The following is a 20,925-nucleotide window of genomic DNA, read 5'->3' on the forward strand; positions in this document are numbered from 1 at the left end:
CCTTTCGTTTACCAACGGGAAGGTAACTATACCCAGACATTGTGCGGAATTCGATTCAATATACTATGAGAGCGTTGATTACATTAGGTTTGTTACTGCTTTGTAAGCTTTCTTTAGCAGGAATTCATATTACATTTTCGGACTATATTATTTTTGGTGGAGATACATTAACACTGTCTAATAGGCCTTTGGACTCGTATTTTGACTTATACCCAGAGCTTATGCCCATTCCGGAAGAACCATTCACACATGCAAACAATCAGTATACAGCCGTATTTGAAATAAAAGATTCATCACTTTACTTGACAGCTATTTATACTGACAAAACAGATACTGATAATACTAATGGCCGTAAAAATTTAATTTCCGAAGTCTTTGAAGGTCAAAAGGAAGTTCGAATGAATTGGTTTTCAACATCTCTAGTTTTCGGAACATCAAGTTTAGGAAGGTCTAAAAGAATTTATGGAAATCAGCGGAACGAAAAATTTTACCTTGCTCTAATAAACGATGGAAAAGTCTCATCCATTAAGGAATCAAAAGCGAAAAAAATTAAGCGGCTAAGACACCGGCTTTTCAAAGAGTTTTCCAAAACGCCTCAATACATTGCTTTAGAAAATACAGGGTTTGGTCCAGATAGTGACCTTAAACCAAAGGAGATTGAAAAATACCTTCAGAACAAAATATTTGATTACACATCACAAACTAAAAAAGAAAAAACTACCCGATAGCGCGGATTTGCAATCCGTACGCACATAACACCACTTTGCTGCACGGATTACAAATCCGCGCCACCCAAGGTTAACAACTCTGACCTGAATTTGGTTAGATAAATTAAAAACCCCTTCCCCTTCATATTAAAACTCCACAATAACAACTACCCTTTCAACGTAAAACTCCCGTCTGTAAATTTACCTCCGTAATATTGCATCCATAGCACTGCGCAATTTAGTGCTCTGCAAAAACAATCTTGAAAATATGCTTTTCGAAAAAAGCTTAACAAAAACGGTAAAAAAAGGGACAATCCTTCAGCGGGAAGGCGATACACATCTAAAATCTTTTGCCGTGGTAAAAGGCCTGCTCCGTAGCTACATTATAGACGCTAAAGGCAAAGAACACATTTATATGTTTGGGCCCGAAGATTGGATTGTGGGCGATTTACAAGCCGCTTTTATAAAAGGCCCTACAAAGTTATTTGTAGATGCACTTGAGGATTCTGAAGTTGTAGAACTAGAACCCTCACCAGAAATTACAGACGAAATGGCGAAAAAAGGTCTCGAAAAAGCCATTCGCAGAGTGGGCACATTACAAAACCGAGTGCTTATGCTGATGAGTGCTACGGCATGGGAACGCTACCAATTTTTTCTAGATGAATACCCCGACTTGTACAACCGCGTACCTCAAAAAATGATTGCTTCTTATTTAGGCATCACTCCCCAAGCGTTAAGCCGAATTAGAGGTGAGTGGGCAAGGTCAAAAAAATAAACACCACTGTATTTGTTAACCTATGTGAATGCACAGGTTTTGATTTAGGGAGATGTTTGCATCATAATTGAAAAGAAAATTATGATGAAGCACATTTTCATTTGGGCCCTTGCTCTACTTAGCACGCAAGCATCTTTTGCTCAACAAACCGTCAACACGGCTAGCTCTACTGTAAAATTTGAAATTTCCAATTGGTCTATAAAAACTGTAGAGGGCACTTTTAGCGGTATGACTGGGATTTTTAACCTGAATACTAACGACCTGGCAAACTCTAATTTTAATGTATGCATTGATGCGGCCACTATCAACACCGAAAATGAGCAACGTGATGAGCATCTTAAAACAGATGACTTTTTTGATGTAGAAAAATACCCAAACATTTGTTTTAAATCTACTTCGATTACAAAGTCCGATAATGGATACACAACCACCGGAACGCTCACCATGCATGGAGTTTCTAAAAAAGTAAACATCCCTTTTACATATAACAACAACACATTTACTGGTACCCTGGAAATTGACCGTACTGATTTTGGAGTTGGCTCTGATGGCGGCTTTATGGTTGGAGAGGAAGTTTCTCTGGAGATCATTTGTGTAGTGAAGTAATTATTAAAAAAAACTAAACCATGAATTCAAAAACGATAAACATCATCACCTGGGTATTGCAAGGAATAATGACCCTAGTATTCTTGATGGCAGGCGCCATGAAAGTGTTTACACCATTCGACCAATACGTAGAAACGATGCCTTATGCCGCTAAACTTTCTGCTGGAATCATCAAACTTATTGGCACTCTGGAAATTTTGGGCGCCATCGGGATGAGCCTCCCATTTTTGATCAAGAAATGGTATTTCCTTTCACCTTTGGCAGCTCTAGGTTTGGCAGCAACTATGATCGGTGCCATTGTAACACATGCAGGAAGAAATGAGCCTTTTGTAATGCAAATTGCCTTTTTCGCTATTCTTGTAATCATTGCATTTGTACGCAATAAGCAGATTAAAGCAGCGAGATAACTTCGGTTTCAAAATTCGCAAACTAATATTTACAACCTCTGTCAAAGTTTCAAGCTTCGGCAGAGGTTTTTTGTTTGCCCCTTTTTATTTCTTTTCTAATATCAAATTTCTTCCGCACACCAAAAAGTATACACCTTTCGAAAATGTGTATAACACGGTAAGCTGCATCTGCACTCATCTTTGTATCAACAAAATAAAACAGAGATGAATACTACAAATCCATTTGGCAAAAAAGGCTGGACGCCTGATAGAATAAAAGACTTAAGCGGTAAAACATTTGTAATTACCGGAACTACCAGCGGTACCGGATTTGAAGCCGCACGCATTCTACTTTCTAAAAATGCCCGAGTAGTGATGCTGAACCGCAATCCTCAAAAAGCTTCTGACACCACGGCACAACTCAAAAAAATACTTGGAAATAGAATTGATGTCATCAACATTACTATGGACTTGGGTGTGCAAGCTTCTGTAAAAAAGGCTGCTACCGAAGTGTTGGAAAAAGTAGGTCGCATTGATGCCTTAATGTGCAACGGTGCCATTGCTCAAGTGCCCAAGCAACAAATCACAAAAGATGGCTGGGAAAGCCAAATGGGGGTGAATTTTTTCGGGCATTTCACCTTGCAAGCTTTGTTATTTCCATTGATTGAAAAATCTAACGGACGCATCGTAACCGTAGGAAGTTTAGGCTATGACATGGGCATTAAAGCCATTAAATTTGATGACTTAAATTGGGACAAAGACTACACGCCGAACGATGCTTATAGCCAAAGTAAGCTCGCGCAAATCATGACCCTTTACGAACTGCAAGACCGATTAGCTGCCGCAGGAAAAATGGGGGTTAAAGCTTATGCCTGTCACCCAGGTTCTTCTAGGACATCGCTCATCAGCACCAGCGGAAGCTTTATGATGAAAATGATTTTTGGCCTGATGAAACTATCTCCACTAACGCAACCAGCAGAAAATGGCGCTTATCCTGAATTGATGTGTGCTACCGAACCTGAGTTAGACCAATCTGCTTTTTACGGCCCCACCGGCCGAAGCAATTGGGTGGGTCCTGTAGGGCCGCACGAACTAAAACCTCACGCCAAGGATAAAGTGGCCGCTAACAAATTGTGGGAACTTGCGGAAAAAGAAACAGGCGTAAGTTGGAATGTATAAATTGAGAACCTTTTAACACAGAACATCATGGACATATTAAAAGCAGCCACCGATTGGGCCAAAGCCGAACTTGTTTCCACGCCATTTTTTGTGCTAGCAGGTGTGATTTTTCTAGCAGCCAGCCTTGGGTTTTGGCAAGTGGGTAAAACCGATTTAGCCAAAGCGTACATCATTCCCACCTTAGTGGCCGGCACCTTATTGGTGATTATTGGCCTCGGGCTTTTCTTTACCAATAAATCTAGAGTCACTCAATTTGAAACCGCTTACCAAGAAAACGCGTTAACCTTTGTAGATGCAGAGTTAGAACGAGCCGAAGCCACATTGAAGGAATACAAAAACGTGGTTTTCACTGGAATTCCTATCATCATTGTCATTTGTGCTGCTGTACTTTTCTTTGTCAACGCCCCCGTTTGGCGCGCCAGCATGATTACCACTATCGCGATGCTTTCGGTGATTCTATTTATAGATGGATTGGCACATGCGCGCATTGATGCCTACAAGCAGCAATTAGTACAGGCAAAACAAGAATTGAACACATAAGATGCAACACTTTAAAACACTTTCGGCTTATCTCGAATATTTGGAATTGCCTCGTCCAGAGCACCCCATGATTAGCGTATTTACCGCCATGGGCGATGGTTTTTTGCCCTGCCCAAAAGCGAGCTCGCCCCCCATTACGAACGATTGCTACACTATCAGTTTTAAAAAGTTTGTGACAGGTGAGTTAAGCTATGGCCGTACCAAATACGATTTTACCAACGGAGCTTTGTTTTTTATCGCGCCAAGACAAGTGTTGCAGTGGAATGATGCAGCAGTGTTTGAGCAAAAAGGCTTTTCCATCAACTTTCACGAAGATTTTTTGAAAGGAACTGAACTGGCGCATCAGATTAAAAAATATGGTTTCTTCTCCTATTCGGCCAACGAAGCCCTGCACCTTTCGCCCAAAGAAGAAAAGCAGATCGAAGCCATCGTGCAGAGTATAGACATGGAATACCAAAACAATCAAGATGAGTTTAGCAAAGACATTATTCTTTCACAGTTAAGCACGCTTTTTAAATATGCCAATCGCTTTTACGAACGTCAGTTTATCAACCGTAAGGAACTTTCAAATAATTTATTGGAGCAGTTTAACCAGAAGCTTGAAGAATATTTTGACTCAGGGAAGCTACAAGAAAACGGCATTCCGAGCATTGAGCAAATGGCCGAAAGCTTGTCGGTTTCGCAGCGCTACCTGAGCGACACCCTAAAAAAAGAAACCGGCAAAACCAGCACTGAGCATCTGCAATTGTATTTGATAGACGAAGCCAAAAACAAACTGCTAGACCCCAACAAAAGTGTAGCCGAAGTAGCTTACGCTTTGGGCTTTGAGTACCCGCCTTATTTTTCGCGCTTATTTAAAAAGAAAGAAGGCATTAGCCCTACGGAGTATAGAGAGAAGTACAGCATGAATTAGATTTCAATGCAACTTTCCCTATTCATCACTTTTACATATCGGTAATTATAGATATATTTGCATCATGGAAATACGAACTGCTACTGAAATTGGGAAATGTCTTTCAAACCAAACGCGTATGCAAATATTGGAATGGTTGAAAGAGCCTGAGAAAAACTTCCCACCGCATGAAACGCTAGAGCATTTTAATGATGGAGTTTGTGTAACCTATATTCAGGAAAAGGCGGGCTTATCGCAGTCTACTATTTCTACTTATTTAACCAATATGGAAAAATGCGGCTTGCTCATTTCCACCCGTCATGGAAAATGGTCGTACCTAAAACGGAATGAAGAGGTAATAAAGCAGTTTACGGATTTTATCAGTTAAAAAAATTTACCACAATACATCTACATATTTAGATATTTAATAATATGAAAGTTTTAATCGACATACTTGGATGGACTGGATCGGGATTGATAATTTTAGCTTATGCCCTCACCTTATTAAAAAGCAGCGACTACCTTTCCTACAGCAAGTATTTAAATTTATTGGGAGGAATATTAATCGCGATAAATTGCTACTACTATCAGGCCATTCCACCTTTTATTACCAATTTGCTATGGAGCGTGATTGCTACGCTAACTATATATAAAACCAGAAGGGCTAAAGCAAAGTGCAGAAAATCTGAATGTTTCACATAAATAACGCGATATGAGAATTTTAATAATTGGAGGTAAAGGCACAATTGGAAGTGTAGTTACATCACATTTTGAAAAAACGAATGATGTACTAATTGCCGGAAGAACGAGTGGTGATGTAACGGTGGATATTGCCGACTCTAAATCCATAAAAGCCATGTTTGAAAAAACGGGAAAGCTTGATGCCTTTATATGTATTGCGGGAGAGGCTAAGTGGGGAGATTTTGATGACTTAACAGAAGAGGATTATTACGTGGGGCTAAAAAGCAAGTTGATGGGTCAGGTAAACCTTGTAAGAATTGGTCAAAATTATTTGACGGCAAATGGTTCTATCACCCTATCTACGGGTATTTTGGCTGATGATCCAGTTGTAAAGACCACCAGTGCTGCCATGGTAAATGGCGCTATTCACAGTTTTGTAAAAGCTGTAAATCTGGAGATAAAAAATGGCATTCGTGTAAATGTGGTTTCATCGGGTATGGTGGAAGCGGCTTATGATAAATACAAAGACTACTTCCCTGGGCATAACCCAATCCCCATGACCAAGGTAGTGAATGCTTATGTTCGCAGTGTAAATGGAAAAGGTAAAGGTGAAATTATAAGAATTTATGATTGATACTTTTCAGCCAAGATAGACGAGCACAGAGTTTGCTCTGAAAATGAAATCCTTAAACTTCAAGAAATCAATAACCGAATGATTTTAAAAAATCAAAGTTTTACTTACAAGGAAAAAGTGATTATTGAGAAAGTCGTTTTAAAACCTCCTTACCGTCACGGCCGGGTGTTTCACAACGAAGGTTGCTTTATGTACTTAAAAGGTGCTCAAGGAAAAATGATGTCTTCTGAAGACAACTACAATTTTAAAGAAGAACCCAAAGAGGCGCTGCTACTAAAATGTGATACTTACTTTTTAGATTTTGTGAAATCCGCCTCAAATGAAGAGGTTGAAATCATCGCTATTCATCTGTATCCAGATATTTTAAAAGAGTTGTATAGCACCGAGCTTCCCGCTATTATTCAACAAAGTGTGAAGCATCCTCAAACAAAAAAACTGGCTGACGACACTACAATAACCAGGTTTATAGAGTCACTCGACTTTTATTTTGACAATCCAAATTTGGTGAATGACGACCTCCTTGAATTAAAAGTTCGCGAATTGATTTTACTATTGGTACAAACCAAAAATGCAAACTCGGTATTAGAGCTCATCCAGGGCTTGTATGATTATAGAAACATTGATCTCAAAAAAATTGTAAACCTGCATCAGTATAATAACCTCAGCATTGAAGAGCTGGCTGCGCTAGCTAGTGTAAGTGTATCTTCTTTTAAACGTGCATTTAAGAAAGAGTTTAATGATACGCCTGCACACTATTTCAACGTACAGAAAATTAAAAAAGCCAAAGAGCTTTTATCACTTACCGATATGGCTATTAGTCAAATAGCTTATGAAATCGGTTTTAACGACCCGCTTTATTTTACGCGCCTGTTTAAAAAAAGTGAAACCCTTACCCCATCAGAATATCGAAGCAAGAATCACGCCTAGCCCCTCCATATACTTGAACTTTTTGTCCATATTCTAGCAGATTAGTTGGCGGAAATTTGTCCTCAGATAATTAATAACAAAGAATAACAATGGACAATTTCAAAATTCATTCAATAGAATCAGCTCCGGAAAAGAGCAAAGCCCAATTAGTAGAATCGCAAAAAGCATTTGGCATGCTTCCAAATTTGCATGCTGTAATGGCAGAGTCGCCAGCGGCTCTGGAAGCCTATAAAACCCTTCATAGATTGTTTTCTGAAGAAACGGCTTTTAATGCAGAAGAGCTTACCGTTGTCTGGCAAACTATAAACGTAGAAAATGGCTGCCACTATTGCGTACCGGCACACACGGGTATTGCTCATTCTATGAAAGTTGACCCAGCAATTACAGAGGCTTTACGCGATGAAAAACCTTTGGCTAATGACGAACTAGAAGCATTGCGCACCGCAACACTTAAAGTAATTCGAAACCGTGGTATCCTCAGCGAAAACGATTTAGAAGCATTTTATAATGCAGGTTATACTAAGCAGCAATTGCTTGAAATTTTCTTGGGCTATTCGCAAAAGATTTTGAGCAACTACACCAACCACGTGGCTAACACGCCAGTAGATGCTCCTTTTAAAAGCTTTGCTTGGGAAAAAGAAACTGTAGCGTAAATTGTAGAGAAGTCTACTAAAACACCACACAGGTTTGGGGAATATAAATTGCGCCATCATTCTAAAGAGTGATGGCGCTACTTTTTAGGTTACACCCTCACTATATCCGAGCATCTCAATTGGGCAAATCAATTTAATATCTGTCAAAATAATTTTCCCACGTCTTGCATAAATTTGCAAATTAGGCGATTCATTGAAGAGCTTTTACATTTCAGTGGATATTAAAGATCAAGTCCAAAATCACTTCTTTTAAAATTCCTGCCTTTTTGTAATTGACTATAAAAAGTTTAAAAATGAAAATAGCCGTAACATCCGCCAGTGGGCAATTAGGAGCCGCTATCACCAAGGCACTAATCCAAGAAATTGGGAAAGAAAATGTGGTGGCCATTGCGCGCACCACTTCTAAAGCAGAACACTTGGGCGTAGAAGTGCGTAAAGGCGATTATAACATCCGTGAAGATTTTAACGAAGCACTAAAAAGCATTGACAAAGTATTGTTGATTTCAGGCATGGACGATCCGCAAAAACGCATTCCACAACACCGCAATGTAATAGAAGCCGCTAAGCAAAATGGCGTGCAAAAGATTGTATACACCAGTATTGTGGGCGATGAAGAAAACACGGCTTTCAGCCCCGTGGTGCAGAGCAACCGCCAAACCGAAGAAGATGTACGCAACTCTGGTCTGGATTATGTGATTGGCCGTAACGGCATTTACATCGAGCCTGATTTGGAATACATTGACACGTACGTGAAAGAAGGCGGCATCATCAACTGTGCAGCAGATGGAAAATGTGGCTACACCAGCCGCGAAGAGTTAGGTTTTGCCTACGCTCAAATGTTGCTCAACGACAACTTAAATGGCGAGACGCTAAACTTGGTGGGTGAGCCGATTACGCAAAGTCAATTGGCAGAATACATCAATCAGGTGTATGGAAAGACACTTTCTTTCAAATCTATTTCTGTAGAAGAATACAAAAAAGAGCGTCAACTGGCCTTGGGCGCTTTTATAGGAACTATCATCGCTGGCATATATGAAGGCATTCGCAATGGTGCCAACAATGTACCTTCTGATTTTGAAAAGGCATCAGGCAGAGCGCACAAGGATCCGTTGGAGATGATACGTGAGTTTTACAATGCTAAGGAGTAGCCGAGCCAACTTAGATAAAAACAGTCCGTTCAGAAAGGTTTGAACATTTTAAAGCAATTGTGATTAGCAAAGGTTTGCGAAATCTCTAGGGTCTTGGCTTCTCTAAGCTTTTTGGGTTTGTCCAAAATTCTACATCTTGCTAGTTTCAAACACTTACCTTTCCGTTTACACATAAATAAGGAAAATATACCCATGCTGCACCTTATCTAACTAAATATCCTAACAATTTAAATGTACCTAAAAGAATTCTACATTGACAACTTTCGAGGCTATCGAAAATTCAAAATAAAAACAGATAGTAATACAAATATACTAACAGGTGTAAATAATAGCGGTAAGACCACAATTCTTGAAGCAATTTCCCTATGGAATGAAATTTTTAGTCACTTAGTTATCCTAGCACGAAAGAGAGATCGAAATCTAAATATTTTTTCTGGAGACTATAGGTTTGGTAAAAAAGGACAGAATTATATAGATTATAGAGAAATAAATTCTGTCAGAAGTTTTGGCTATAAAGATATTTTTTACAACTTAAATAATAGAGCAACTATTAAATTATCAGCAAAGGTATATTTTAACGATACAAATGAAATTGAGATTGGATTTATTATGAAAGAGGCTAACGGGAATAATTATAATGTTTACTTAGACAACCACGATAACTTTGATTTCCGTTCTTTTAATACACAGTTTAGAAATCCCCCTCAATGTATTGGGTGTTATTTTTCAACGCCTGTAGCCACAATACCATCGTTTGAAGAATTTGCAATTGCACCAAAAATTAAAGAAGGTATAAAGATTAGGCAATCTTCTTTATTTTTCAGAAATCGTCTTTTCAATCTATCGAAAGGAGATGACTTCGCAGACTTTAAATCAAATTTGTCCAGGATTCTTTATAATGAAACAGATTGCATAGATTTCAATATTAAAGGTGATAAATCAAATGACATTTATGTTTCGATTGATATCAACATTAAAAACAGTGGATTAAGAAATATCTCGTTATTAGGAAGTGGAACAATACAAATTATAGAAATTCTACTTCATCTTTACGAATCAAAAAAAGAACTCAACATTATTTTACTTGATGAGCCTGATAGTCACATTCATAGAGATATTCAAAAACGATTGCTCAGTTTTTTAAAGCTGAGTGATGTTCAAGTATTTTTAACAACTCATAACGAGTCACTTATTAGAAGCGCTAATCCAAATAATTTGTTTTTTGTAGATGAAGAAGTTTCATCTACGACCCCAACAATAATTGAAGCAATTGGAAAAATTAAACTACCGCAAAGGAAAATAGGGATTGAATCTTCTCATCATTCCAAAATTATTAATCAAATAGGTAGCGAAACCTCTCTAGACATCCTAAATGCACTTGAAGCCGATAAGATAATCTTTGTTGAGGGAGTTGATGATTCAGAATATATTCAAAAACTCATGGATGTTAAGAGAATAGATAAGGAATGCGTTTTCTGGTCATTTGGCGGTTTAGATAATTTACTGAGCAAAATAAAACACTATAAAGAATTTTTTGAAAGTTTAGGTTCAAATCAGTCCATTTGGGACAAATGTTCCATCATAATTGATGCAGATTTTATGACTGATACACAAAAAGAAAAGCTTAAAAATGAGCTTAAAAATAAGCTCGGCATTTCAGTTTTTATTTGGAAATCATATACAATTGAGGGAACAATACTTCTGGATGATACAAAATTAGAACAACTTATTACAATGGAATGCTCAAAACAGGCAGTTTCCAAAAACCAATTAGAAATCAAAGGAAGTATCGCTAATGCAATAGCTGAGATAAAAACGGAGAAGTTGAGATTATTAAATAATGATGCTGATTTAGGAAGACGAGTAACCGGTCAAATAGAAAGTCGAATTAAAAATTTAGATGATAATTTAAACATTCCAAGAAGAAGAGTATATGATAATGTCACTCTTCCCAACTTATTTAATCATTACCGGATCTTTTCTACTCAAGAATTGAACTCTAACAGAGTATCCCATATTTGCAATAAAGAAGATGTTGAAAAAATACTTGAATCTATCTATGTGGAACTGAGCTTAGTAAAAAACCCAGTATTTATCAATTATTTTTCGTCCGTCTTAAATACTGTCGACTTTAGTTCAATAAATAGTGAATGGCAAGAGTTATTGGATTTTATAGGCGAATAAAAATAACACATGAGAATGGATAGACAAAATATGGCAAATTCAAAAATAACATAGGATCTTTACTTAGTCTTCAAGTTTTTAAACTTGTTTATAATTTAATGCGAAGAACATTGTTTTCAATTACATTACTTTTCCTTTTAATCCTACAAAGCAATACACTCCAACCCAAGACAGAACGTTTTATTTTAAAAAGAACCAGCCTCCATATAGGACTGCAAAATAATTGCAGCGCTTACCTTGTCTATCTCCCCTTTTTCGCGTCTCTTCATCTTTTTCATGCCTGAGTCAATCATGCTTTGCATTGCCATTTTTGAAGAAAAGCGCTCATCCTGAAGTACCACTTTCATTTTAGGAAAAACATTTTGAAGCTTGGTGGTTAGCTTACGTACTCGCTCTGAATTGTCAGAATCACCGCCATCCAAATTTTTCGGATCACCTATTACAATGGTTTCATAGCTATCAGTAGCAAATAGTTGCCTCAAATAATCCAACAACTTTGAAGTTTCTACCGTGTCCTTTGGTGTGGCTATTATTTGCATAGGATCTGTTTCCGCTATGCCTGTTCTTTTACCACCGATGTCTAAAGCTACTATTCTTGCCAATGTGTTTCATACTTTTGCGCGAAGTTAGAGTTTAGAAATTAGACGTGAGATTTTAGACTTTCAACTAATAAACCATTTACAAATTCACATTTACACATTACATCGTGAGCGATTTACAGCAATTGATAGAGCAAGCTTGGGAAGACAGAAGCATGCTAGAAGACACCAAGGTAGTGGAAGCTATCGAAAGCATTATTGAAGATATTGACAAAGGCAGATTGAGATGTGCCGAGCCTACCGAAAACGGATGGCAAGTGAATGAATGGGTAAAGAAGGCGGTAATCCTTTATTTCCCAACTCGTAAAATGGAAACTATAGAAGCAGGTCCATTGGAGTTTCACGATAAAATTCCATTGAAGACCGGTTACAAAGAACTGGGAATTCGCGTGGTGCCTCACGCTGTAGCGCGTTATGGAGCGTACATCAGCAAAGGTGTAATTATGATGCCTTCTTATGTAAACATCGGTGCACATGTAGACGAAGGAACTATGGTGGACACTTGGGCTACAGTAGGTAGCTGTGCCCAAATTGGTAAAAATGTTCACCTGAGTGGTGGTGTGGGTATTGGTGGTGTTTTGGAGCCTGTACAAGCTGCTCCTGTAATCATCGAAGACAACTGCTTTATCGGTTCTCGCTGTATAGTTGTAGAAGGTATTCGCTTAGAAACTGAGGCTGTGCTTGGTGCTAATGTGGTGCTTACGGCTTCTACCAAAATTATTGATGTAACTGGTGATGAGCCCAAAGAAATCAAAGGATATGTTCCTGCTCGTTCGGTAGTAATTCCAGGAAGCTACACTAAGAAATTCCCAGCTGGTGATTTTCAAGTGCCATGTGCTTTGATTATTGGTACACGTAAAGAAAGCACCAATAAGAAGACCTCTTTGAACGATGCTTTGAGAGAATACGGAGTGTCAGTGTAAGTAATAATAAGGAGTAAGGAATAAGTAGTAGAGACGTATAACCGCTCCCTATTACTTACTCCCCACTCCCTACTCAATACTAAGTTCATCCCACGCCAACTGCATCCCTTTCGGTAAATCTTTACTCACCTCAGCATGAAGTCCAAGTTGGTGGCTAATATGCGTGAAGTAAGCATTTTCCACATCTAGCTCCTTGGTGAGTTCTATCGCCTCATCCAGCGTAAAATGTGAATGGTGATTCTTTTTACGCAAAGCATTTACAACAAAATGCTTGCTTCCTTTTATCAGGTTCTTTTCGGTTTCTCCAATATAGTTAGCGTCCGTCACATAAGTGAAATCGCCCATTCTAAATCCTAAAACCGGCAATTGCCCATGCATCACTTTTATAGGTATAAATTTGATATCACCTATGGTGAAAGGTGTTTTCATATCAATGGTTTTTAGCACCACCTGTGGCACTCCAGGATAATCACCATTTTGAAAAATATAGGAATATTGCTCGCGGAGTCTTTTCTGTACACGCTCGGTGGCATATATCTCCATCGGCTTGTTTTGAATAAAATTAAAAGCTCGAACCTCATCCAAACCAGCAGTATGATCCATGTGTTCATGGGTAATAATAATGGCATCCATTTTCATCACTCCTGCCCTTAGCATTTGATACCTAAAATCCGGTCCGGCATCAATGTTTACCGTGGTATTTTTGCTTTGCACTAATAATGAACTCCTTAGCCTTTTATCTTTTTTATCATCCGAAGTGCACACCTTACACGTACATCCTATTATAGGTATACCTTGAGAAGTTCCTGATCCAAGAAATGTGAATTTCATACAATTGCGTTTAGTAAAAGCGTTTAAAATAATGAGGAAAAAAGGACATTGACCCTATTAAACTAGTAATTTTGTACTGCAAACTTAAAATATAGTCATGGAGCGTGTTGTATTGACCACGAGTCAGAAAGCTTTAAAGATAAATCTCAACGAAAACATTTATGGAACTTTCGCAGAAATAGGTGCCGGGCAAGAAGTTGTGCGTCACTTTTTTAGAGCGGGCGGTGCCTCGGGTACTGTAGCAAAAACCATGAGTGCTTACGACAAAGATTTTAGTGATGCCATTTATGGTCGCGAAATAGACGGCCGCTACGTTACAGAGGCGCGCTTGCGCAAAATGCTGGACCATGAATACAGCCTTATTGAGCAGCGATTGAGCCGTGATAAATTTCCTAACAAGTGCTACTTCACATTTTCAGATACCATTGCCACTATAAACTTTACTAAGAAGTTTAAAGGCCATGGTTGGATGGGATTGCGTTTTCAATTGGATCCGGATCAAGCTCCAAATGACGTGATCTTTCACGTAAGAATGAAAGAAGAGGAAGCATACCTACAGCAGGAAACTATCGGTATTATGGGCGTAAACCTGATTTACGGGTGCTTCCATATTCGTAATAATCCTGAGGAATTGCTTCGCTCACTTTACGATAACATCGCAAAGTATAAGGTGGAAATCGACATGGTTCACTTTGAGGGACCAGAGTTTCAGAGTGTGGATAACCGATTGATGTCACTCCAGTTGATTAAAAACGGAATGACCGATGCTGTGATTTTTGGCCCTGAAGGGAAAAACATTTTACCAGCGGCACTGCTTTACAAGAAAAACATACTTGCCCTAAGAGGTAGCTTTAGACCTGCCACTAAAGTGAATATTGACATGATCAAAAAAGGCTTTGGCTACTTTGTAGACGAGCGTAAAGTAGATCGTGAAAATATGGTGGTTCTTTTTGAAATCACCTTGAACAATCTGAAATCTGAAGGTCAGATTGACGAACAAGACTTTTTGGATAGAGCCGAAATACTTTGTTCTCTAGGGCAAACGGTACTTATTTCAAACTACCAACAGTATTATAAACTGGTAGAATATTTTACCAGATATACTGAAGAGCGTATGGGCCTTATTATGGGGGTTACCAACCTCAGAGAGTTGTTTGATGAAAAGTACTACCGTGATTTGAAAGGTGGAATTTTGGAAGCTTTTGGTATTCTTTATTCAACAGACCTCAAGCTTTACATTTATCCATCACAAACCACTCCTGATGAAGAAGTGGAAACCAGCAAATCGGTTAAAATCCACCCAAGGTTGAAACCTCTTTTTGATTACCTAATGTTCAATCGCAGGATTGTAGACATTGAAAATTACGATCCAGAGATTCTTCAAATATTCTCTAGAGATGTGCTTCAACACATTAGAAATGGCGATGGCCAATGGGAAAACGCCTTGCCTGCTTATGTAGATAATATTATTCGAGACAAAGAACTTTTTGGCTACAAAGCCGATAGTGAAAAGTCAAAAAAGGATAAAGAGATAGAAGAGAGCGAGGCACAATAGCGCAGTTCATCTTCAAACAAAAAAGCCCCGAAATGACTGACATCTCGGGGCTTCTTATTTTATAAGTAATCTTATCTATGCTGGCACTGGTACCATCATATTTTTAAGCGTTTCTATTACATAATCTAATTCCTCACGGGTATTATTTTTACCGAAAGAAAAACGAATAATGGCACATTGATTATCAGGATCAATAGCCTCAATTACGTGAGACCCCTTTTGACTGCCACTAGTACAAGCACTTCCACCGCTCACCATTACACCATTCATATCTAATGTAAATAGATACATGCCGTCTTTTGGCAAACATGGCAGGCTGCAGCTTAGCACCGTAAGCAAACTTTTATCAAGCTGATCGCTCAATCCATTAAAGCGAACATCTGTAACTTCCGCCTTCAGCTGATCAATCATATATTGCTTTAGATCTGTTATGTGTGCGTTTTCCGCTTCCATATTTTCAATAGAAAGTTGGAAAGCTTTGTGCAAGCCAGCAATACCAAGAACATTCTCCGTACCACCTCTCATATTTCTTTCTTGAGAGCCTCCGCTGATGAATGAGTGACATTTTACGCGATGATTTACGTACATAAATCCTACTCCTTTTGGTCCGTAGAACTTATGCGCTGAGGCAGCCAAAAAGTCAATTGGTAGCTCACTTAAATCAAGTTCGCAATGTGCCATAGTTTGCACTGTATCCGTATGGAAATAAGCATTGTGCGCTCGGCACATCGTTCCCACAGTTTTCAAATCAAGTAAGTTTCCTACTTCATTGTTTCCATGCATCAACGAAACTAAAGTTGGAGTACCTTCTTTAAGAAGCTCTTCAAGGTGATTAAGATCAACCACCCCTTTGTCCAAAAGATTTACAAAGACTAATTCTACACCAAAGTTTTTAGCCAATGCCTCAGCAGTGTGAAGCACAGCATGGTGTTCCATTTTTGAAGTAATGATTCTCTTAACTCCGCAATCTCTTACTGCTAAAGTAAGGGCCGCGTTATCGGCTTCGGTTCCACCTGAAGTAAAAACGATTTCATTTCCTGTGCATCCTAAAGTTTTAGAAATATACTTTCTGGCTTCTTCCACCACGCTTTTAGCCTTGCGGCCAAATTGGTGTGTAGATGATGGATTCCCGAATGGGCCATTCATGACTTCCAGCATATATTGCTTTACTTCTTCCCTGATTGGCGTTGTTGCCGCGTTATCTAAATAAATCCTCCTCTTACTTTCCAAACCAGTCATTTACTATTTGTTCTTCTCGTCCTTTAAACGTTTTATGCTCATACTCATTGGTTTTGCAATGGTACTCATAATCTTTTTTATACTTATTATGATTTAATGCAATATCCTCAATCGCATCGCAAATCATTTCCACCTCAGCATTAGTCATAGTGGGGTGCAAAGATAATCTAACCCAACCTGGTTTGCGAGAAAGATCACCATGATCTATCATAGTGGTCACTTCACGACTCATGTCCTCAGTTACATGCAACAAATAATGGCCGTAAGTACCTGCGCAACTGCAACCGCCACGCACTTGAATGCCATACATATCATTGAGCAATTTTACATAAAGATTAAAGTGCAAATCATCTACATAAAATGAAATTGCACCCAAACGATCATGAATATTGCCTGCCAAAATATTCATTCCAGGGATTGTAGACATTCTGGAAAGAGTATACTGCACAATCTCATTTTCACGATCATGCATTTCTTTTACCCCCATTTCATCCTTTAGCTTTATAGCTAATGCGGCTTTTATGGTTTGTAAAAACCCTGGTGTTCCACCGTCTTCCCTGGTTTCGATGTCTGCAAAATAGCTATGTCCACCCCAAGGGTTTGTCCAGCTTACAGTTCCCCCTCCAGGCTGATCGGGTACTTTATTATTATAAAGGCTACTGCAAAACACCAATATACCGGGTGTGCCCGGGCCGCCTAAAAATTTATGAGGAGAGAAAAAGATGGCGTCCAACTTACATTCTTCATCTTCAGGGTGCATGTCAATTTCTACATAAGGACCGCTACAAGCAAAATCCACAAAGCAATAGCCACCATTTTGATGCATGATTTTGGCTACATCATAATAAGGAGTAGAAATACCGGTAACGTTGCTGCATGAAGTAATACTCGCAATTTTCACCTTGCGGGACTTATACTGCTCCATCAAAGTTTTCAGGTGGTCTAAATCCATCAAACCATCATCATCGGCATTTATCACTATTACTTCGGCAACCGTTTCGAGCCAGGAGGTTTGGTTAGAATGATGCTCCATGTGACTTATAAATACCACAGGTAAATCATCACCATGCAAAGCCACGCTTTCTTGAAAACGTTCTGGAACTTTTAGCCCAAGCATTCTTTGCAGCTTAAGTACTGCACCTGTCATCCCTGTTCCCACAGGAATAAGGGCATCTGTACTTTTCGCGTTAACATGTTCTTTTATCAGCACCTTAGCTTCGTGATAAGCCTTGGTCATCACTGTTCCCGTAAAGGAAGTTTCAGTGTGTGTATTGGCAACATATCTCCCTAAATCATCTTTGAGAAGTTTTTCAATTGGCTCGTATAATCTACCGCTGGCTATCCAATCTGCGTACATGATTTTTTTGACGCCATAAGGACCTTCAAAAGTTTGGTCAATACCAATTATGTTCTTTCTGAATTTGGAGAAGTGTTCTTCCAATTCAGACTTTTCAAGTTTGGGGCGATTTAGAGTAGTTACTTGCATTGATAGGTGTTTTTATTTAGCCATTTCCATCATTTCGTTCACAAATTTATCACCCAGTTCCTGGGCTTTTTCAGCAGTAGCCGCTTCTGTGTACACTCTGATGATAGGCTCTGTATTCGACTTACGTAAATGTACCCACTCTTTTTCAAAATCAATTTTTACTCCGTCAATCGTTGAAATTTCTTCGGCAGAATACCTTTCTTTTAGAGTTTCCAACAGACCATCCACGTCCATTCCTGGCTCAAGCTCAATCTTATTTTTAGCCATGTAATATTCGGGGTAACTTGCTCTAAGCTCACTCATCTTTTTACCTGAGGTAGCCATTAATGACAATATCAAAGCCGTACCCACCAATGAATCGCGACCATAATGAAGATCTGGTAAAATCACTCCTCCATTACCTTCTCCGCCAAGCACAGCATTTTGCGCTTTCATTTTTTCTACCACGTTTACCTCTCCTACTGCGCTGGCAAAATATTCACAGCCTTTAGCTTCAGCTAAATCTCTAAGAGCACGGCTGCTGCTAAGATTGCTTACCACTGCTCCTTTCTTTTTATCTAAAAGGTAATCCGCGCAAGCCACCAAGGTGTACTCTTCGCCAAACATCTTTCCGTCTTCAGAAATCAAGGCTAGGCGATCCACATCTGGATCTACAACGATACCCACATCACAACCTTTATCTTTTACCAAAGACATAATATCCCCAAGGTGTTTTTCCAATGGCTCAGGATTGTGAGGAAAACGACCATGAGGCTCACAGTACAATTCTTCCACCTGCTCTACGCCCAGCCTTTTTAATAAATAAGGAATGAAAACACCCCCGGTAGAATTTACGCCATCAACAGCCACTTTAAAGTTTGCTGCTTTTATTTTTTCAGTTTCAATGTATGGAAGGGCAAGAATGGCGTCTACATGTTTTTCCATAGAATCTGTGTTTTCGATCAGCTTGCCCAAATCCTGAACTTCGGCAAAGTCATAATCTTCAGATTCTACTAATCGTAAAATCTCTTTTCCATCATCACCACTCAAAAATTCACCTTTTCCATTAAGTAATTTAAGAGCGTTCCATTGTACAGGGTTGTGAGAAGCAGTAAGAATAATACCGCCATCTGCTTTTTCAAAAACCACCGCCATCTCCACAGTTGGCGTTGTTGAAAGATCGAGGTCTACAATATCTATCCCAAGGCCTATTAAAGTATTTTGTACCAGCTGCTGTATCATTCCGCCAGAAGGACGGGCATCACGACCAATCACAACTTTTACTTTTTCTTTCTTACCTTTCTTTATCCAGGTTCCATAAGCTGCGGCAAATTTCACCGCATCAAGTGGTGTCAGGTTGTCACCAGCACTGCCACCGATAGTTCCTCTAATTCCTGAGATAGATTTTATTAATGTCATTTAAATTGGATATCTACGTTAATGATAGAGCAAAGATAACAAACGTAGCCACCACAGCTTAGCCATATATGTCAGTGATTGTTGATTAAATTGTGGAAAATGGAATTGTGGCTCTACTTTTGCCTTTCGGTAAATACATACTTTTAAAGTAAACTCAAAGCTAGAACAGATATGTACGAGGATGATGATTTAGACGAAGAGAACATGGAGAGGATTTTACCGCTTATCAACCGCTTTGAGGATATGCTCAAGCGCAAGGAGGAGTGGTTTTTTGATGTAGATGAATTTGAGGCCCTATCCGACTATTATTACGAAAATGGTAAGGTTAAAAAAGCTTTAAAAGCAGTTGAAATTGCCATTGACCAGCACCCGTCCAGTTCAAGCTTTATAGTGAGAATGGCGCATTACCATACGGCAAATAATAATTTAAAGGGTGCTCTTAAATCATTGAAGCAGCTCGAAAATATAGAGCCTGACGGTTACGATTTATTCATGACTCGCGCTACTATCTATAGCAAAGCTGGTAAACATCAGCGCGCTTTACATTTTTATAAAGCTGCACTTAAGAAAGCAAATTTTCCAGAAGATGTGTGGCCTTTAATTGCCATAGAGCATCAAATGATGGGCAACTTTGAAATGGCTTTAAAATACCTGAAGCTTACTTTGGAAGCCAATGTGGAAGATGAAATTGCTATTTATAATATCGCACTATGCTTTGACCTTTTGGATAAAGGTGAAGAAGGCATAAGTTTCTTTAAAAAATTTACCGACAAAAATCCTTACTGTGAGGTTGCGTGGTATCACCTAGCCATACTTTCTGCCAAGGAAAGATTGAATGAAGAAGCGCTTCGGGCGATTGATTACGCCATTTTGATTGATGAGTACTTCACAGCTGCTTACTATGAAAAAGCCAGAATTCTAGAACGTACTTTTCGTTACAAAGAAGCTGCTGAAACTTATATGGAGAGTTTTGAATATGAGGGTCCCACCGGGTTTTCATATTACAAAATAGGTCTTTGCTACCTCAACATGGACAAACCCGATAAGGCGGAAAGTTATTTGACCAAAGCCATTCAGGAAGACCAGGATTTGGATGAGGCTTTTTATGAGCTTGCCCTTTTAAAAGATGAGCAAAAAGCAGGAGCTGAAGCAATTTACTTTATTGGTAAAGCTCTGGAACTTGATACCGAAAACACGGATTATCTCTTTACCAGTGCCGAAATTCACCGCAGAGGTGGAATGCTAAATGAGGCGGAAGTGATTTATCAAAACATCATTGAGAAAGGCTTTATCGACCCAGAAGTTTTTATGGATTATGCCGAGCTTCTCTTTGACCTTTGCGAGTTTGATGATGGAATGGAAGTACTTTATCAAGGTGTTCAGCTAAACCCAGAGTCTGCAGATATGAATTATCGCATTTGCGGATATTTGTACACTTTGCAAGAAAGCGATGAAGCTGACATCTACTTTAAACGTGCTGTAGAACTGAACCCGGATCGCAGAATGTTCTTTTTTGAGCTATTTCCTAAATTGAAGGAATCACAGTCTATCAATAAGATTCTCCAGGATAAGCGACTGTAAG

The 20,925-nt window shown here is 38.9% G+C and carries 22 protein-coding genes; 17 read left to right on the forward strand and 5 right to left on the reverse strand.

The genetic code is table 11. The features are described from left to right. Window positions 1–65: 65 nt before the first annotated feature. From OWEHO_RS05840 to OWEHO_RS05905, 14 genes are all read left to right on the forward strand, one after another. Window positions 66–728, forward strand: coding sequence for a hypothetical protein (locus OWEHO_RS05840; RefSeq protein ID WP_014201552.1), 663 nt, complete (start codon window positions 66–68; stop codon window positions 726–728). Window positions 729–975: 247 nt separating this feature from the next. Then, entirely contained in the window at window positions 976–1,482 is a 507-nt protein-coding gene (locus OWEHO_RS05845) for a Crp/Fnr family transcriptional regulator (protein WP_143764532.1), read from the forward strand. An 81-nt stretch (window positions 1,483–1,563) separates the two neighbouring features. Beyond that, window positions 1,564–2,088, forward strand: coding sequence for a YceI family protein (locus tag OWEHO_RS05850; RefSeq protein ID WP_014201554.1), 525 nt, complete (start codon window positions 1,564–1,566; stop codon window positions 2,086–2,088). Between the two features lie 20 nt (window positions 2,089–2,108). Then, complete coding sequence (locus OWEHO_RS05855; protein ID WP_014201555.1) at window positions 2,109–2,495, forward strand: DoxX family protein; 387 nt, start codon at window positions 2,109–2,111, stop codon at window positions 2,493–2,495. 204 nt (window positions 2,496–2,699) lie between these two features. After that, complete coding sequence (locus OWEHO_RS05860) at window positions 2,700–3,653, forward strand: SDR family oxidoreductase (RefSeq protein WP_014201556.1); 954 nt, start codon at window positions 2,700–2,702, stop codon at window positions 3,651–3,653. A gap of 27 nt (window positions 3,654–3,680) precedes the next feature. Beyond that, a complete protein-coding gene (locus OWEHO_RS05865; protein ID WP_014201557.1) occupies window positions 3,681–4,193 on the forward strand; it encodes a hypothetical protein in 513 nt (170 codons plus the stop codon). Window position 4,194: 1 nt separating this feature from the next. Continuing rightward, a complete protein-coding gene (locus OWEHO_RS05870) occupies window positions 4,195–5,106 on the forward strand; it encodes a helix-turn-helix domain-containing protein (RefSeq protein ID WP_014201558.1) in 912 nt (303 codons plus the stop codon). A gap of 64 nt (window positions 5,107–5,170) precedes the next feature. Then, window positions 5,171–5,473 carry an ArsR/SmtB family transcription factor gene (locus tag OWEHO_RS05875; protein ID WP_014201559.1) on the forward strand — a complete coding sequence of 101 codons (303 nt, stop codon included), beginning with the start codon at window positions 5,171–5,173 and terminating at the stop codon, window positions 5,471–5,473. A gap of 44 nt (window positions 5,474–5,517) precedes the next feature. Continuing rightward, on the forward strand, window positions 5,518–5,787 hold the full coding sequence (locus OWEHO_RS18805; protein WP_014201560.1) for a CBU_0592 family membrane protein: 270 nt from the start codon (window positions 5,518–5,520) through the stop codon (window positions 5,785–5,787). 10 nt (window positions 5,788–5,797) lie between these two features. Then, complete coding sequence (locus OWEHO_RS05885; RefSeq protein ID WP_014201561.1) at window positions 5,798–6,400, forward strand: short chain dehydrogenase; 603 nt, start codon at window positions 5,798–5,800, stop codon at window positions 6,398–6,400. A gap of 78 nt (window positions 6,401–6,478) precedes the next feature. After that, a complete protein-coding gene (locus tag OWEHO_RS05890; protein WP_014201562.1) occupies window positions 6,479–7,327 on the forward strand; it encodes a helix-turn-helix transcriptional regulator in 849 nt (282 codons plus the stop codon). A gap of 89 nt (window positions 7,328–7,416) precedes the next feature. Next, entirely contained in the window at window positions 7,417–7,980 is a 564-nt protein-coding gene (locus OWEHO_RS05895; RefSeq protein WP_014201563.1) for a carboxymuconolactone decarboxylase family protein, read from the forward strand. 293 nt (window positions 7,981–8,273) lie between these two features. Then, window positions 8,274–9,128, forward strand: coding sequence for an SDR family oxidoreductase (locus OWEHO_RS05900; RefSeq protein ID WP_014201564.1), 855 nt, complete (start codon window positions 8,274–8,276; stop codon window positions 9,126–9,128). 231 nt (window positions 9,129–9,359) lie between these two features. Then, a complete protein-coding gene (locus tag OWEHO_RS05905; RefSeq protein ID WP_014201565.1) occupies window positions 9,360–11,312 on the forward strand; it encodes an ATP-dependent nuclease in 1,953 nt (650 codons plus the stop codon). 185 nt (window positions 11,313–11,497) lie between these two features. Here OWEHO_RS05905 and ruvX read toward each other — a convergent pair whose 3' ends face one another. Next, on the reverse strand, window positions 11,498–11,914 hold the full coding sequence (gene ruvX / locus OWEHO_RS05910) for a Holliday junction resolvase RuvX (protein WP_014201566.1): 417 nt from the start codon (window positions 11,912–11,914) through the stop codon (window positions 11,498–11,500). 104 nt (window positions 11,915–12,018) lie between these two features. On the opposite strand from ruvX, the gene OWEHO_RS05915 reads away from it, so the two are divergent. Beyond that, window positions 12,019–12,834: a 2,3,4,5-tetrahydropyridine-2,6-dicarboxylate N-succinyltransferase gene (locus tag OWEHO_RS05915; RefSeq protein ID WP_014201567.1), complete on the forward strand. Its 816-nt coding sequence runs from the start codon at window positions 12,019–12,021 to the stop codon at window positions 12,832–12,834. A 69-nt stretch (window positions 12,835–12,903) separates the two neighbouring features. On the opposite strand, the gene OWEHO_RS05920 is transcribed toward OWEHO_RS05915, so the two are convergent. Further along, window positions 12,904–13,665: an MBL fold metallo-hydrolase gene (locus OWEHO_RS05920; RefSeq protein ID WP_014201568.1), complete on the reverse strand. Its 762-nt coding sequence runs from the start codon at window positions 13,663–13,665 to the stop codon at window positions 12,904–12,906. A gap of 97 nt (window positions 13,666–13,762) precedes the next feature. Here OWEHO_RS05920 and OWEHO_RS05925 point away from each other — a divergent pair, with 97 nt between their 5' ends. Continuing rightward, window positions 13,763–15,220, forward strand: coding sequence for a hypothetical protein (locus OWEHO_RS05925; protein ID WP_014201569.1), 1,458 nt, complete (start codon window positions 13,763–13,765; stop codon window positions 15,218–15,220). A gap of 75 nt (window positions 15,221–15,295) precedes the next feature. Here OWEHO_RS05925 and OWEHO_RS05930 read toward each other — a convergent pair whose 3' ends face one another. From OWEHO_RS05930 to glmM, 3 genes are read right to left on the reverse strand one after another with little or no spacing between them, the layout of a single operon-like run. Then, window positions 15,296–16,459: a cysteine desulfurase family protein gene (locus OWEHO_RS05930; protein WP_014201570.1), complete on the reverse strand. Its 1,164-nt coding sequence runs from the start codon at window positions 16,457–16,459 to the stop codon at window positions 15,296–15,298. After that, window positions 16,440–17,945 (reverse strand): aminotransferase class V-fold PLP-dependent enzyme, encoded by a 1,506-nt coding sequence (locus OWEHO_RS05935; protein ID WP_014201571.1) that lies wholly within the window; start codon window positions 17,943–17,945, stop codon window positions 16,440–16,442. Before OWEHO_RS05935 ends, OWEHO_RS05930 begins: the two co-directional genes overlap by 20 nt. Window positions 17,946–17,957: 12 nt before the next feature. Continuing rightward, window positions 17,958–19,343: a phosphoglucosamine mutase gene (gene glmM / locus OWEHO_RS05940; RefSeq protein WP_014201572.1), complete on the reverse strand. Its 1,386-nt coding sequence runs from the start codon at window positions 19,341–19,343 to the stop codon at window positions 17,958–17,960. Window positions 19,344–19,514: 171 nt separating this feature from the next. On the opposite strand from glmM, the gene OWEHO_RS05945 reads away from it, so the two are divergent. Further along, entirely contained in the window at window positions 19,515–20,924 is a 1,410-nt protein-coding gene (locus OWEHO_RS05945) for a tetratricopeptide repeat protein (protein WP_014201573.1), read from the forward strand. The last annotated feature ends 1 nt before the right edge of the window (window position 20,925 follow it).

Origin of the sequence: Owenweeksia hongkongensis DSM 17368 (genome assembly GCF_000236705.1) — a bacterium.
Classification (GTDB): Bacteria; Bacteroidota; Bacteroidia; order Flavobacteriales; family Schleiferiaceae; genus Owenweeksia; species Owenweeksia hongkongensis.